This is a genomic window from Chryseobacterium sp. GP-SGM7 (genome assembly GCF_049166575.1).
GTDB lineage: Bacteria > Bacteroidota > Bacteroidia > Flavobacteriales > Weeksellaceae > Chryseobacterium.
This window is the reverse complement of sequence record NZ_JBMHFF010000001.1, coordinates 1,282,869-1,298,980: the sequence shown is the minus strand read 5'-3', so window position 1 is coordinate 1,298,980 and position 16,112 is coordinate 1,282,869. Positions and strand designations below refer to the sequence as shown.

Sequence of the window (16,112 nt, the reverse complement as noted above, 5' to 3'; positions counted from 1 at the left end):
ATATTTGGTCGGGGTTAAAATGGGGTCAAATCTAAACGCCGTTTCACAAAATTTAGTTTAAAAATACATTTGTACTAAGAAATTAAATGATGCATCATCGTTCACAAAGATTGGATGCTGAAATCTTGGAGCATTTTCTATTACCAGAAAAAGCTCCGTAATGTTATGGTTAATGGAGGGATACGGAATCTATATTGAACTCGACTTCTAAATTATCTGAAATCGATAAAGGTTTTAAAATATGATGTATTAAAAAGGAACAGTTTTATTGTAAAGTTATTTTCAAAACGCACATGATTAATCAATAAAATAGATGTTAAAATATTTCACCAATTTGGTCAATCCCGGCTTTAACGGAATTTTTAACTTCATCAAATTTTCCCATTCCTATTTTTTTAGCTAATGAAGTGGCAAAACCTTTCATCTGCTCCATGGTAATATGAGGTGGCATTGCCAAAGTATCAGGATTGGTGTAGATGTTGACTAAAACCGGACCATCATGTTCTAAGGCTCTGCGAATTACATCTTCAGCTTGTTCAGGATCTTTAAGTTCAATCCCTTTAATATTCATCAATTCTGCAATCTTATCAAATGGAGGGTTAATCATATCTGTTTGCCAGTCTACATATCCGGCAACTTCCATTTCAAGCTTTACCATTCCTAAAGAATGGTTATTAAAAACAAATATTTTTACAGGATATTGATACTGCATAACAACCGCAAGATCACCAAGAAGCATAGACAAACCTCCATCACCGCACATAGCAATAATTTGTCTTCCTGATGTGGAAGCAGCTGCTCCTATTGCCATTGGTAGCGCATTTGCCATTGAACCATGATTAAATGAACCCGTTAAATATCTAGTTCCTTTAGCACGGATAAATCGTGCTGCCCAAACAGCAGTCATACCGGTATCAACAGTATAAACAGCATTTTCTGAAGAGTAATGATTGAGTAATGTGGCGATGTATTCAGGGTTAATTTTTGCTTCAGATCCTTTTTTATCACTGTAATCAGAAAATCTCTTTTCATCCTCGTGATAAACTTTTTTCATTGATTTGAGGAAAGAATCTTCTTTTTTTATTTGAATGTAAGGTAATAAAGCACTTACTGTATCTTTTATATCACCTGCAAAACCATAATCAACATGAGCTCTTCTGCCAATTCTTTCAGGTTTTTCATCGATTTGAATAATAATATTTTTTTGTGGCAAAAATTCTGAATAAGGAAAATCTGTTCCCAACAATACCAGAATTTCGGCTTCCTTACAGGTTTCATAACCAGATTTATTACCCAAAAGACCATTCATACCTACAGCAAATGGACTGTCTATTCTATCAAAAAATATTTTCCCCCTAAATGAATATACAATAGGAGCATTTAATTTTCCGGCTAGTTCTTCAACTTCTTCAACAGCATCTTTACAGCCGTGTCCGCAGAAAAAAGCGATTTTCTTGTCAGAGTTTAGCAGTTCAGTCAATTGTGATATTTCTGTCTCAGAAGGTCTGAAAACAGGCTTCACATCAAAGTTTTTATATCCTGTCGTTACTTCCTCATATTCAGCTGAAGCGACATCTCCCGGTAAGCCCAAAACAGCAACTCCCTTCTCGTTAAACGCCGTTTGTATGGTACGCTGAATCATTGTAGAAAACTGCTGTGGAGTATTTGCCATAAAAACCTTTTTGCTGCAATCTTTAAACAACAATTCAGGATTGGTTTCCTGGAAATATTCGGTTCCGAATTTATCTGTTGCGCAGGTACTTGCGATCGCAATCACAGGATTTCCTGATCTGTTTGCATCATACAAACCATTTACCAGATGTACATGTCCCGGTCCGGAACTTCCCATACAACAGCCAATCCCATTAAGTTCAGCATCCATCGATGCAGCATATGCTGCGGTTTCTTCGTGCCTTACATGAATCCATTCAATGCTTCCATCTCTTCGGATGGCATCATTTACCGGGTTTAAACTATCTCCTGTAATGGCATAAACTCTTTTTATACCAGCATTTTTTAACATTTCGACCAAGTGATCGGATACATTTTTAGCCATTGCCTGATTTTTGGTAAATATTGGATTGAAATTTAATTATAATAATTTACCATACCATTCAAAACAAATACCAAATATTTATGAAATAATAGAGCACAAATTATTTCATAATAGAATATCGCAAAAATCTAAGTGTTATATATGAATGTTTGTTTTTAATCATAAGGCTGAATCAGGAGTGATTCTGTCATTACGGAGAAACCTAAACTGCTTTATTTTAAGATATTTACATTCTTCCTAAATGATAAGCAAGCCTTTAAAAACTAAATCATTACCAATTACCCACATTCATAAAGTTTTTCTTATAATAATGTGCTGTTAGTTGTTAGTGTCAGATATTTCTCAATAACCTCCAAAACACCAAAGCTATCATTATTTCCAGCTTCAAAATTGGCTACTTCTTTCACCGATGAATGTGCATTTTCCATCGCATAAGAATATTTTGAATTTTTCAGCATCTGGATATCATTCATATAATCGCCAAAAGCCATTGTTTGTGACGGAAGAATGTTTAATTTTTTCTGGATTATTTCCAAAGCTTTTCCTTTATTGATATTTCGGTTCATAATATCAACCCAATATTTTCCTGAGACAACGACTTCCAGATTTTCGTCTTCAAAATGTTTTAAAAAAGGATAAATATTTTTCTCAGAACCTCCAGGATGATAAATGGCAATCTTAAAAGCATCATCATCAACTTCCAATGTCAAATCATCGACTTTTTGATTTTCTGTATAATATCTGGTGAAATAATTGACAAACGTATCGTCATCACTTTCATAATACGCTTTCTTTTTGGCAGAAAGTACCGCTCCTGCACCCGGAATTTCACGGATTTTTTTAATGATTTCTACAACAAATGAATGCTCCAACTTGTCCGCAAACAATTCTTCATTCTTATAAATTACATAACCGCCGTTTTCTGCAATAAAGCCCATTTCATCTTCAATTTCTTTAAAATATTGTGTAATTCCGGGCATTTGTCTACCGCTTGCAGGCACAAAAAGGATATTTCTCTTTTTCAATTCCTGGTAAATCTGAGGAAAATCCGGACTTACTTCGTATTGAGAATTAAGAAAAGTACCGTCCATATCGGTGACAATCAGTTTAATGTCGTTCATAAATTTAATTTTACAGAAAAATCGGCTGATTTTCTATGATTAATAAAAGCTCTGCAAAGATAAAACTATCTTTTTACTTGCTTTTATAATGAATGGTGGAAAGATTTTTCAATATTTCAGCACTCTGTTCCGGCGTAATATCCCGCTGCGGTTCTGCCAACATCTCGTAACCGACCATAAATTTTTTCACTTCTGCATTTCTCAATAAAGGCGGATAAAAATGCATATGAAAATGCCATTCCGGATGAGAATTCCCATCTGTTGGTGATTGATGAATTCCTGCTGAATATGGAAATGAGATTTCAAAAAGATTGTCGTATTTCGTCGTTAAATCTTTTAGAATTGAGGCTAAAGAAAGTTTTTCCTCATCAGAAAAATCAAGCAAATTTTCAATTTTTCTTTTGCTGACAATCATTGTTTCATAAGGCCAGACTGCCCAGAACGGAACCAATGCAACGAAATCTTCATTCTCTAATAGGATTCTTTCGTCTGCTTCAAGCTCTTTTTTGACGTAATCTTCTAAAAGTGAAGTTCCGTTTTTCTCATAATATTTTTTAAGATTTTCCTGAGTTTTCAAAACTATTGATGGAATTGATGACTGCGCCCAGATTTGTCCGTGCGGATGCGGATTGCTGCAACCCATCATCTGACCTTTGTTTTCAAAAATCTGAACGTGATTGATGTAATCGAGATTTCCCAATTCTTCGTACTGATTTTGCCAAACGTCAACCACTTTTTTGATGTCGTCAACTTCCATTTCAGGCAATGTCAGACTGTGATTTTCAGAAAAACAAATGACCCTGTTGATACCTCTTTCGGGTTGTAACGAAAAAAATTCCGAAGTTTTCTCAGCAAATTCCACTTCATCTTTCATCAGCGAACCGAAATCGTTTTCAAAAACAAAAACACCTTTGTAATCAGGATTTTTATCACCGTTAACACGCATATTTCCTGAACACAGATAGCAGTTTTCATCGTGAGCAGGAAGTTCTTCCTTAATTCTTTTCTCGGTTTGCCCTTGCCAAGGTCGGTTGGCACGTTGCGGAGATACCAAAATCCACTCGTCCAAAAGCGGATTATATCTTCTGTGCGGATGTTTTTTTTGATTAAATGACGAATTCATTTTCTTTGTATTCATTAATTCCATCCGATATTTTTACTCGGTAGATTTTCATTTCGATATTGAAAGCCGTTTTATATTTTGTAGTGATATTTTCGATGACAGCATCTACATTTTCATCTTTTATCAGATTGATACTGCATCCGCCAAAGCCTCCTCCCATAATTCTTGCCCCTAGAACGCCGTTTTCCTTTAAAGTTTCTTCGACCATAAAATCAAGTTCATCACAGCTTACTTCAAATTCAGTTGAAAGTCCTGAATGCGTTTCATTCAAAAGTTTACCTAAATATTCCGAATCGCCTTCTGACAAAGCTTTTGCCGCTTTTTCCACTCTGTTGATTTCTTTGAGAAGATAAAAGCATCTTTTATAAGAAACTTCTCCCATTTCCCTTCTTACTTCATCCAACATTTCAAAAGTGAAATCTCGATATTTTTCTATTTCAGGAAATTTTTTCCATAATATTTCTTTACCGTTGTCTACATCATTTCGTCGGTCGTTGTAACCGGAAGTAAGGTGCGTATGTTTCACACAGCTATCGAACAAAACCAAACTATACCCTTCAATATTGGCTTCAAAATATTGATGCTCCAGAGAATTGCAATCCAGCATAATCACCTGATGTTCTTTCCCGAAGACAGAAGAAAACTGGTCCATAATTCCGCACTTGACGCCGACAAACGTATGCTCTGATTTTTGTCCAATCAAAGCCAGTTCTTTTTTGGTTAAATTTAAATCGAAAAGTTCATTGAGGATATAAGCAAAGCCACACTCTAAAGCAGCCGATGATGACAAACCTGAACCCATTGGAATCGTACTGCTGAAAGCAATTTCTAAGCCTCCAATTTCTTTCCCGGCTTCCTGAATCGCATTGAAAACGCCAAGCAAATAGTTCACCCAAGTCTGCGAAACCGGCGTTTGTTTTTCGGTCACATTAAAACTGAAAAAATCATTGAAATCTTTAGCGAAAAAAGTACAGATTTCAGAATCATTCAACTTTTTTACCGCAAAACAAATATGTTTATCGATAGCGGCAGGAAGCACGAAACCATCGCTGTAATCGACGTGTTCACCAATGATATTGATTCTTCCCGGTGCCAGAAAAATTCTCTCGGATTCTGATTGAAAAAATGACCGAAACACCCCTTTAGTGTAATTGATTAAATTCTCCTGCATAAATATTGGGATGGAAATTTTAAGTTTTAAATAATGATTAAAGTTACGGTTTTCTGTTCAGTTGACTGTCCTGCTCAATCGGAAAAACAATTCCTGTAAGACTTCTGATTTGATCTAAAGTCTGCATCAGCAAAATACTGTCTGAGTGCGGAACAATCGAGCTTTCTGTCATTCCATTCAGAAGAAAGTTCGTGGCGTGGCGGACTTCATAATGATAACCCAGACCATCCTCTTTTTCTGTTTCGATAATCGTTTTTTCTCCATCAACATAATGTTCTAAAACCGAAGTCGAATCGTAAAAAGGCGTGGTCAATTTTAATCTTCCAAGCGTTCCGCAAATTTCGAATTCAGTACCTAAATTGGCTGAAATTGAAGAAAATAGACTTGCCATTGCACCGTTATTATATTTAAAAATAACCGCACATTGCTCATCAATACATTCTTCTGTAGAATTAACACTGACATTGATTTCATCTGGTTTTCCCAAAATATCCAAGGTTGTAAATATGTTATAAATCCCAATATCCATCAGTGAACCGCCACCTAATTCAGGATTTAACAAACGTGAATCCGGTTCTGCATTCGCACGAAAACCAAAATTTGCCAAAACCACTTTGATATCGCCCAAAATTCCAGTTTTCACGATTTCCATCATTTTCTGATAATGCGGAAGAAATTTCGTCCACAATGCATCCATCAAAAATAAATTTTTGCCACGGGCCAGATTTATCATTTCTAAAGCCTGCTTTTCGTTTAGTGCAAATGGTTTTTCGCAGAGAACGGCTTTTCCATGATTCAGACAAAGTAAAGTGTTTGGATGATGAAGATTGTTGGGTGTGGCGATATAAACAATATCAATCTTGTCAGAATTTACAAGTTCCTCATAGCTTCCAAAACTTAAGGGAATATTAAATTTATCGGCAAAAGCTTTGGCATTTTCAAAAGAACGCGAACCGACTGCGACCAGTTCAGCATTTTCCACAAACTTTAAGTCGGATGCAAACTTATGCGCAATTGTTCCCGTTCCCAGAATTCCCCAGCGTATTTTTTTCATATTTTTTCTGATGAAAATTTGATTTTTAAATCTATTGAATTTAATAAAAATTAATTTTCTGATAATATTTAACAGTCTGTTTGTCATTCTGAAAGAATCTTAACACATTAAAATAAAGCAGTTTATATTCCTACGGAATGACAAAAACACTGATTATTTTATGTTAAAATGCCTTTTTAACAAATTTTGTAGCATTTATTTAAAATAATGATTTCTACTTTCTGCTCATCACTTTTTTTACCGCTACAACGATGTCATTCGCAGTCAAACCATATTTTTCCATCAATTGGTCCGGCGTTCCGCTTTCTCCGAAACTGTCATTTACCGCAACATATTCCTGAGGTGCCAAATGTTCTGTAATCAAAAGCTGGGCAACGCTATCGCCTAAACCACCGAGTCTGTTGTGTTCTTCTGCGGTAACGACGCAACCTGTTTTCTTTACAGATTTTAAAATTGCTTCAGAATCCAATGGTTTGATGGTGTGAATGTTGATAATTTCCGCATCAATTCCCTGTTCTTCAAGAATTTCTCCGGCTTTGATGGCTTCCCAAACCAAATGTCCGGTCGCCACAATTGTCACATCTTTCCCTTCATTCACCATCCATGCTTTTCCAATTTCGAAAGTTTGATTTTCATCGGTAAAAACCGGAATTACCGGACGTCCGAAACGCAAATAAACCGGACCTTCATAATCTGCAATGGCGATGGTTGCCGCTTTGGTTTGATTGTAATCGCAAGTGTTGATAACCGTCATTCCCGGAAGCATTTTCATCAATCCGATGTCTTCCAAAATCTGGTGTGTTGCGCCGTCTTCACCTAAAGTTAAACCTGCGTGAGACGCACAGATTTTCACATTTTTCCCTGAATACGCCACCGACTGACGAATCTGGTCGTACACTCTTCCCGTGGAAAAGTTCGCAAATGTTCCTGTAAACGGAATTTTCCCTTCCGTTGCCAAACCGGCAGCAATTCCAATCATATTGGCTTCAGCAATTCCGATTTGGAAGAATCTTTCCGGTGCTTTTTCGATGAATTTTTCGAATTTCAGGGAACCGATAAGGTCAGCACAAAGTGCGACAACGTCTGAATTTTTATCGGCTAATTCTGCCATTCCGGCTCCGAAACCGCTTCGGGTGTCTTTTTTTTCTGTGTAGGTATATTTTTTCATTTGATTTAATTTGTTGATGATTTTAAACGCGAAGAGCGCAAAGATTTTTTAATCTTTTTGAGAATATTTTTCGTTCGCAAAGGCGCTTCGCTCAGCTAAGAAATGCAATCTTCTTATTTTATTATACTTGAGAAGTTTGGAACGGCGAATCTATCTCCACTTTATTATTTTTATTTTGAATCGATGAATCTCGTTCCTCGATTTCTCGCAGCCCGGCTTGAACGGAGCTCTTTTTGTGAGGAGGAACGACGAACAAAAAAGCGGGAGTGGAAGACATAGATGAGAGAAAAGCGAAGGCTTTTATCGAAATCTACGAACGAAGTTCTAAGCTGCCCAAATTATTCTCAAATTAATAATCGCCCAAAGTTTCTTCGAGTTGGTTTAATGCGGTTTGCAGTTGCTCGTCATTTGGTGCTTTGCCGTGCCACGCGTGGCTTCCCATCATATAATCTACGCCGTAACCCATCCCGGTTTTCAGGAGAATACAAATCGGCTGACCTTGTCCGGTCAATGATTTTGCTTCGTCCAGAACGTTCAGAATTTCCTGCATATCGTTTCCGTTTTCCACTTCCAGAACTTTCCAGTCAAAGGCTTCGAATTTCGTTTTCAGGTTGCCTAAAGAAAGGACTTTTGAAGTCGGTCCGTCAATCTGCTGACCGTTGTAATCGATCGTTGCGATGAGATTATCGACCTTGTTGTGAGAGGCGTACATGATGGCTTCCCAGTTTTGACCTTCCTGCAACTCGCCGTCGCCGTGAAGGGTGAAAACCAGATTTTCGTCTTTGTCTAATTTTTTTCCGACGGCGTGACCAATGGCAACAGACATTCCCTGACCTAAAGAACCCGACGCAATGCGGATTCCCGGCAAACCTTCGTGCGTGGTTGGGTGACCCTGAAGTCTGGAATTCAGTTTTCTGAAAGTGGACAATTCGCTTTTATCGAAGTAGCCTGCGTGCGCCAAAACGCTGTAAAAAACCGGCGAAATATGACCGTTGGAAAGATAGAAAACATCTTCGCCTTTTCCTTTCATATCGAAGCCATCATTTCTCTTCATCTCGTCAAAATACAGAGCGACAAGAAAGTCTGTGCAACCCAGCGAACCGCCCGGATGACCTGACTGACAGGCGTGAACCATTCTTACAATATCGCGGCGAACCTGAGACGCAATGTCATTTAATTTTTTAATATCGTGCATCATTATTGCATTTTTTGTGAATCTTTGATGAACTGCTCTAAACCTGAATCTGTCAACGGATGTTTCAGTAGTGAAAGTATTGGCTGAATCGGGCAAGTCACGACATCAGCACCGATTTTTGCGCAGTTGATGATGTGCATTGAATGACGAACTGATGCTGCTAAAATTTCAGTTTCGTAGCCATAATTATCGAAAATAGTTCTGATTTCCTGGATTAAATTTAAGCTGTCTGTAGAAATATCATCGAGTCTTCCTAAAAACGGCGAAACGTAAGTTGCTCCGGCTTTTGCGGCTAGAAGTGCCTGTCCTGCAGAGAAAATTAAGGTACAGTTGGTTTTGATTCCTCTGTCTGAAAAATATTTTAAAGCTTTAATCCCATCTTTTATCATTGGGATTTTAACTACAATGTTTGGATGAATTTTTGCCAAAATATCGCCTTCTGCAATCATTTCTTCGTAGGTTGTAGAAAGTACTTCTGCCGAAATATCGCCGTCAACAATGTCAAAGATGTCTTTATAATGTTTTAGAATCGCTTCTTTTCCGCTGATTCCTTCTTTTGCCATTAGTGACGGATTGGTGGTTACGCCATCCAAAATTCCCAAATCGTTGGCTTCTCTAATCTGCTCTAAATTGGCAGTGTCGATAAAAAATTTCATATGTTGATTTTATTTGTTATTAATTATTTTAATTGTTAATAGTTTAATAATTAGCTTTTTTAATATTTCAATACTGTAGCGCTCTGTTTGTCATTCCGTAGGAATCTAAACTGTTTTATTCTAACACTGTTGAGATTCCTACGGAATGAAAACAAACGGTTAAAAACTAGATTGTCATTTGTAAAGAACAATAATCAAGTTTTAAATATTTTATTTAAGTGTTAAATTTACACTTAATTTATCAAGCAAACAACTTCCCGTCTTAAAAAAGATTCAGAAAGTTGTTGCTTAAGTTTTATTTAATTGTGATGACCCATTGGAAGTTTGATTTTCTTCAAATCTTCCAGCTCGTTAACAGGTCTTTCGATGTCATCAGGAATCGGTCTTTTGGAAAATGTCTGGAAATATAAGAGACAGGCGTCTTTCCACCAAACTGCGTCTTTAGACTGAATTTTTAGTTTAGACTGAACATCTGTGAATCTTTCATTATCAACATAAGGTTGCATTTTTCCCCAAACTTTCTGATAATCTCTCACTTCGTGAACGCCCAAATCGTATTTGTAACACAATGCTTCCCACATCGTTTTTCCATCCTTCATTTTGTAATCCCACGGCACATGATGAAACCATAAAATCAGGTTTTCCGGAGTTGTTTTGATGTTTCCATACATTTCATTCAATGGCGGAAAATATTCTGAAACGGCGTCGCTACCGGTTTTTGTTCTGTCGAATCCAAGCCCTTCCGCGTCTGCCCTGTGATAATAAACCGGCGACCAGTCTGCTCGTGTTCCTTTGTAATCACCCCAAGGTTCAGGCCCGTAATGGTGCATTCCTGCAAAAATATGGTGCAAACCAAGAGGCATCATATAATCTACAGCGGTTTCACGGGAAGTGAGCATCATATCTTTGACAGGATTAACAAATTTTTTATCATCTGTAAAAGTCATTTTAATCCACTCATCGGCAATCTGTTCGGAGGATAAATTGTGATTCCAGGCCAATCTTCCGAAGGCGTACCAGTTGGATTGTGCAAAATGATGTCCGGTCCAGTTCGTATCTTCGCCAATGTTGGCAACCGCGGAAATGGCTGTAAATTTTGCCGGTCTTAATGTTCCATCTGTAATTTTAGCAATTGTAGAACCTTTTCCATCCGAATAGGTATCACTATCAAGATTTTCTTTAAAAAGCGGTGCTAAATAAACCAAATGATTAGAATGTCCCAAATATTCCTGAGTAAGCTGAAATTCTACCATCTGCGATGTATTTTTCATGGCCCCAAAAAGTGGATGAAATGGTTCGCGTGGCTGGAAATCCACAGGACCATTTTTAATCTGAATGATTATGTTATCTCTGAATTTCCCATCCAGAGGCGTAAACTCAAGATAGGCCTGCTTTGCACGGTCATCTGAACTCGGACTGTATACGAATGCTCTCCACATCACGATTCCACCGTACGGTTTCAAGACATCTGCCATCATATTCGCACCGTCGGCGTGCGTTCTTCCGTAATCCTGCGGTCCCGGTTCTCCTTCCGAATTGGCTTTCACCAAAAATCCTCCAAAATCAGGAATTAATTTATAAATTTCTGACGCTTTGTCTTTCCACCATTTCTGAACGTCTTTGTTGAAAGGGTCAGAGTCTTTTAAATTACCTAAAACTTTCGGAGACGAAAAGTTAACCGATAGATAAACTTTGATTCCGTAAGGTCGGAAAACATCAGCCAAGATTTTGACTTTTTTCAAGTAATCTCCACGAAGCATATTGGGAGAAGCATTCACATTGTTGAGAACCGTAGCGTTGATTCCAATTGAGGCGTTTGCTCTTGCATATTCTTCATATTTTGGCGAAATGATATTTGGCAAATCTTCCCATTTCCAAAGTGAATGTCCTGCGTAACCACGTTCAATACTTCCATCCAGATTGTCCCAGTGATTCAGAATTCTTACATCAAAAGATGGTTTTTCTACTAAATTAAAATTAGTAAGGTTTGCTTTCTGCTGTTGCAAATTCAACAAATTATAGCTTCCGTAAAGAAGTCCTAAATCTGTTTTTGCCAAAACTGTAATCTTTTTCGGGGTAGAAATTATTTTGTAACCATCTTTGAAACTATCCGGAAACTTATCAATTTTCAAATCGATCGGTTGGCCACTCCAATGTTTGTTCAGTTCTTTTTTTGCAATTTCCAGCGTTGGACTTTTGCTGTTTGAATTTACAATGCTTCTCAATTTTTGGTTTACAGGATATCGCAGCCACAATTGGCTTCCATCTTCTGCGAAAGTAAATAATGGAATAATTATAAATAAGAAAATGTAATGTCTGAAATTTTGCATTCTTAAATTTTTAAATTACTTAAGTTTTGGTTAGAGCCAAATTGTATGTCATCTTTTAAAAACGGGCTGAAGCTCGTTCCTATTGATTTTCTTCTAAACCTTCAATGGTTTTAATTTTTCCATTTTCATCGTATTCAATCTCCACCACTTTCATACTTCTAAGCCAGGTTTTTCCTTCGCTTGGAACAGAATCATGGAAGAACAGATACCATTTATTTTTAAACTCAACAATGCTGTGATGCGTTGTCCATCCCACAACTGGCGTTAAAATTTCACCCTGAAACGTGAACGGTCCGTAAGGATTATCTCCAGTTGCGTAACAGATTAAATGAGTGTCTCCCGTCGAATATGAAAAATAATATTTCCCGTTATATTTATGCATCCAGGAAGCTTCGAAAAAACGGTGTTTGTCGCCGTGAAGAAGAGGATTTCCGTTTTCGTCAAGGATTAAAAGATCTTTCGGTTCTTCGCCAAATTCAAGCATATCATCGCTTAACATAGCCACTTTTGAAGGAATTGCCGGCTCATGATCATTGGGAAGAATAGCCGATTCCAAAGCTTTGTTGTTTCTGTAACGTTGCAATTGTCCGCCCCAGATTCCGCCAAAATACATATAATGTTTTCCGCCGTCCTCAAAAAGACAAGGGTCGATACTGTAACTTCCCAACATCGGATGTTTTTCCGGAACAAATGGCCCGTAAGGTTTATCACTTACTGCAACGCCGATTCTGAAAATATCATTTTTATCTTTCAGAGGGAAATACATATAATATTTGCCATTTTTAAAGGCCACATCGCAATCCCAAAGCTGTCTTCCCGACCAGGGAATATCTTTTACAGAAAGTACGACGCCGTGGTCTGTCACTTCGCCATTTTCCACATCGTCCAAAGAAAATACGTGGTAATCGTTCATATCAAAATGGTCGCCGTTGTCGTTTTCTTCGATTCCGCTTTCACGGTCGTGTGAAGGATAAATATATAATTTGCCTTCGAAAACATGTACTGAAGGGTCTGCCATATAATCGCTTGGGAAGAGGTATTTTGCTTTGTTCATTTTATAGTTTAGATATTTAAATATAGATTTTTTTTAATATTCTAAACCTTCAAGGTTTCAAAAACCTTGAAGGTTTATTTGCGAAGATTATTTTTCTTTGTTTAATTGAATGATTTTCTCAACGATAGGTTTTGTCTTATAATTTCTGTCGAAAAGGAGCGGATAATCGGTTCTGCCTTTTACAGGGAAATCGTTTTTCCACGATTGATTGTCGGTAACGCCCCAAAGTGTTACTCTTCGGATTTTATCCTGATGTTTTAAATATAATCTGAAGAAATCCAGATAACGGTTTTCCCATTCTTTTTCAACATCTGTGGGAAGTCCTTTGGTGTATGGATTCATTTTGGCATCGTATTCCACTTTGTCTGCGACGTTTGCGGAAGTTCCCCAAGCTGAAGGAAGTGCGCTGATTTCCATCTCGGTGATATTCACTTTTACACCAGCGGAAGCGTAATCGGTGATGGCTTTTTCGTATTCATCAAGTTTTGGAGTGTCCAATCCAACGTGGGTTTGCATTCCAACGCCATCTATACGGATTCCTCTGGATTTCATATTTTTAACGATTTTGATGACCGTTTTCACTTTTTCCGGATACCATTCGTTGTAATCGTTGTAATAGAGTTCTACATTTGGGTCGGCTTCCTGTGCGTATTGGAATGCCAACGGAATAAATTCTTCGCCCAGAATTTCGTAAAATTTGCTTTTTCTGTACGTTCCGTCTTCCATTATCGCCTCGTTTACCACATCATATCCTTTGATTCTGCCTTTGTATCGGCTTACCACGGCTGTGATGTGGCTTTTCATTCGTTGTTTCAGAACTTCCGGCGAAACATCTTTTCCGTCTTTGTCTACGAAAAACCATTTTGGCAACTGAGAATGCCAAATCAAAGTATGACCGATGATGAACATTTTATTCTTCTCTCCAAATGCTACAAATTTATCGGCATCTTCCCAGAAAAATTTTCCTTCCTGAGGCTGGATGAACATTGATTTCATACAGTTTTCCGCAACGATGGAATTGAACTGTTTTCTGATGATGTCATCAGATTTCACATCTGTGCCGTCAATCTGCGGAAGGCTCATTGCCGTTCCGATGTAGAATTTATTTTTGAATGCGTTTTTCAGGGAATTGTCTGACGATGCTGAACCTACGGTTTTGCACGAGACAGTTAAGGCTAAAATTCCAACTATTGCGGCTATTTTTTTCATAACAATTATTTTAATTTCTGTTAGTTTAAGAGGTCGCCTCTACGAGGCTTTTTTTTGTGGCCATTATTTGCTATTAACAGTTCGCTCCTACGGAGCTTTTGATATCTGATAATCAATATTTTTTTTCAATTGCGTCGGGCTTTAGCCCGATGAAAGGTTTCATATCCAATTGGCTTTAGCCGAAACTTATACTATATTTTGGCTAAAGCCTTTTACCTATCATTCTATCAAACGGGCTAAAGCCCGTTCCTATTGATTTTTACAGCTTTTCAAAAATTCTAATTCTATAGAAGAAAAAATATTATTTTTACTGCGAAAATTTGTTTTATGCCGAATCCCGCAGCCCGACCTGAGTGGAGCTCTTTTTCTGGCATTGCGATGTCAAATCTTAATTGATGACTAAAAGTCCTCCGCAATGCCAGAAAAAAGCGGGAACGGAGGGCGGAAATAGCTGCCCAAATCATTCTAATCCTGTCCTTTTCTTCTGTCTTTCAAATCCTGCTCGATTTGATTTTCCATTTTTTTGTTAATTTCATAGAACATCAACAGTCCACAAGCGATGAAAAACGGAATGGCGGGATAAATACTGACCAGCATTTTGGCGCCTGCTGCAACGGTTTCCGGCTGGATTACACTTGTTGCGCCTTCCGAAGAAATATAGCCGTAATGCCCGATAATAGAAGAAACCAATGAACTTCCAATGCTCAAACCCACTTTCAAACCGACCATCATAGCGGAGAAAATAATCGCTGTTGCGCGTCTGTTGTTTTTCCACTCGGAATAATCGGCAACATCGGCAATCATTGCCCAAAGCAGCGGTGTGCTGATTCCGTAGAAAAAGCCGTGAAGAATTTGCGAAAGAAACATTAATCCTACCGATTTTGGCGGATAGAAAATGAATGCAACGATGAACAATGTAGAAATAAACAGCGATGCGATGAATGCGTCTCTTTTTCCATATTTATCTGCAAATCTTTTTGAAAAGGTAATCCCGACAATCATCATAATGATTCCGCCTGCATTGAAAAGTCCGAAACCTGCTGAACGAGGGTCTTCACCGAAGAAATTCATTCCGATAGAATTGAAAAAACTGGTGATTGGAGCGATGAAATTCTGAAGTGATGTTTCATCCACATAATTGTTGAAATAGTAGACATACGAACCACCTTTCATTGCCAACGTAATGAAAATCAATGCCGTAACCACCAACATAATAATCCACGGTTTGTTCTTCTTTAAATCTTTCAAATCAGCTCCCAAAGTGGATTCCTGCTCCGGTTTTGGAATGACTCTTTCTTTGGTCGTGAAAAATGTGATGAGCAACATTATGGTTCCGATAATCGCCAACCACGTCATTACGATTTCGATTCCGACTGCTTTATCGCCGTTTCCAGCGGACAAAATAATCGGCAACATAAATACCTGAACGAAAAACTGTGCAAACATCACCGCCACAAAACGGTAAGATGAAATGCTGTTTCTCTCTTTCATATCACCTGTAATCACCCCACTTAAAGCCGCATAAGGCAAATTATTGGCAGCATACAACAAAAGCAAAATACTATACGTTACGGCTGCATAAATTATTTTCCCTTGGTAAGAAAAATTAGGTGTGCTGAATGCGAAAAGTGCCGCAGCGCCCAACGGAACGGCAGAAAATAAAATCCACGGACGGAATTTTCCCCACTTCGTTCTGGTTCTGTCTGCCAAAGCACCGACCATCGGATTGAATCCAAAACCGGCAATCAGTCCGACCACTAAGGTGATGACCGAAGCATTTTCAGGTTTTAATCCGTAGATATCGGTGTAAAAGTAAGCCAGATAGGTCACCAAAGTCTGAAAAACAAGATTGGCTGCTAAATCTCCCAAACTGTAGCCGATTTTTTCAACGACAGATATTTTTTGAGATGAATTGTTCATATTTATTATTTATAATTTTTATTCTTAAACCTTCAAGGTTTTTGAAACCTTGAAG

Annotated in this window: 12 protein-coding genes; all 12 read right to left on the bottom strand. The window is 37.9% G+C overall.

Annotated elements, in window-relative coordinates:
- Nucleotides 1-316: 316 nt before the first annotated feature.
- Nucleotides 317-2,056, bottom strand: a complete 1,740-nt coding sequence (locus ACOOWA_RS05635; protein ID WP_421373826.1) for a thiamine pyrophosphate-dependent enzyme — start codon at nucleotides 2,054-2,056, stop codon at nucleotides 317-319.
- A gap of 302 nt (nucleotides 2,057-2,358) precedes the next feature.
- Nucleotides 2,359-3,177 (bottom strand): Cof-type HAD-IIB family hydrolase, encoded by an 819-nt coding sequence (locus tag ACOOWA_RS05630; RefSeq protein WP_421373825.1) that lies wholly within the window; start codon nucleotides 3,175-3,177, stop codon nucleotides 2,359-2,361.
- A gap of 73 nt (nucleotides 3,178-3,250) precedes the next feature.
- Entirely contained in the window at nucleotides 3,251-4,315 is a 1,065-nt protein-coding gene (locus tag ACOOWA_RS05625) for a UDP-glucose--hexose-1-phosphate uridylyltransferase (protein WP_421373823.1), read from the bottom strand.
- Nucleotides 4,284-5,471, bottom strand: a complete 1,188-nt coding sequence (galK, locus tag ACOOWA_RS05620) for a galactokinase (protein WP_421373821.1) — start codon at nucleotides 5,469-5,471, stop codon at nucleotides 4,284-4,286. Before galK ends, ACOOWA_RS05625 begins: the two co-directional genes overlap by 32 nt.
- A gap of 43 nt (nucleotides 5,472-5,514) precedes the next feature.
- Complete coding sequence (locus tag ACOOWA_RS05615) at nucleotides 5,515-6,525, bottom strand: Gfo/Idh/MocA family protein (RefSeq protein WP_421373819.1); 1,011 nt, start codon at nucleotides 6,523-6,525, stop codon at nucleotides 5,515-5,517.
- Between the two features lie 214 nt (nucleotides 6,526-6,739).
- Nucleotides 6,740-7,693 carry a transketolase family protein gene (locus ACOOWA_RS05610; protein ID WP_421373817.1) on the bottom strand — a complete coding sequence of 318 codons (954 nt, stop codon included), beginning with the start codon at nucleotides 7,691-7,693 and terminating at the stop codon, nucleotides 6,740-6,742.
- Nucleotides 7,694-8,042: 349 nt separating this feature from the next.
- The gene (locus ACOOWA_RS05605; protein ID WP_421374656.1) at nucleotides 8,043-8,888 is read right to left on the bottom strand and encodes a transketolase; all 846 of its coding nucleotides are present in this window, start codon (nucleotides 8,886-8,888) and stop codon (nucleotides 8,043-8,045) included.
- Nucleotides 8,889-8,890: 2 nt separating this feature from the next.
- Nucleotides 8,891-9,544: a fructose-6-phosphate aldolase gene (fsa, locus tag ACOOWA_RS05600; RefSeq protein WP_421373815.1), complete on the bottom strand. Its 654-nt coding sequence runs from the start codon at nucleotides 9,542-9,544 to the stop codon at nucleotides 8,891-8,893.
- Nucleotides 9,545-9,843: 299 nt separating this feature from the next.
- Nucleotides 9,844-11,874 (bottom strand): alpha-glucuronidase, encoded by a 2,031-nt coding sequence (locus ACOOWA_RS05595; RefSeq protein ID WP_421373813.1) that lies wholly within the window; start codon nucleotides 11,872-11,874, stop codon nucleotides 9,844-9,846.
- 79 nt (nucleotides 11,875-11,953) lie between these two features.
- Nucleotides 11,954-12,928, bottom strand: coding sequence for a glycoside hydrolase family 43 protein (locus tag ACOOWA_RS05590; protein WP_421373812.1), 975 nt, complete (start codon nucleotides 12,926-12,928; stop codon nucleotides 11,954-11,956).
- A gap of 87 nt (nucleotides 12,929-13,015) precedes the next feature.
- On the bottom strand, nucleotides 13,016-14,137 hold the full coding sequence (locus ACOOWA_RS05585; protein ID WP_421373811.1) for an endo-1,4-beta-xylanase: 1,122 nt from the start codon (nucleotides 14,135-14,137) through the stop codon (nucleotides 13,016-13,018).
- Between the two features lie 465 nt (nucleotides 14,138-14,602).
- On the bottom strand, nucleotides 14,603-16,057 hold the full coding sequence (locus ACOOWA_RS05580; protein ID WP_421373809.1) for an MFS transporter: 1,455 nt from the start codon (nucleotides 16,055-16,057) through the stop codon (nucleotides 14,603-14,605).
- Nucleotides 16,058-16,112: the final 55 nt, after the last annotated feature.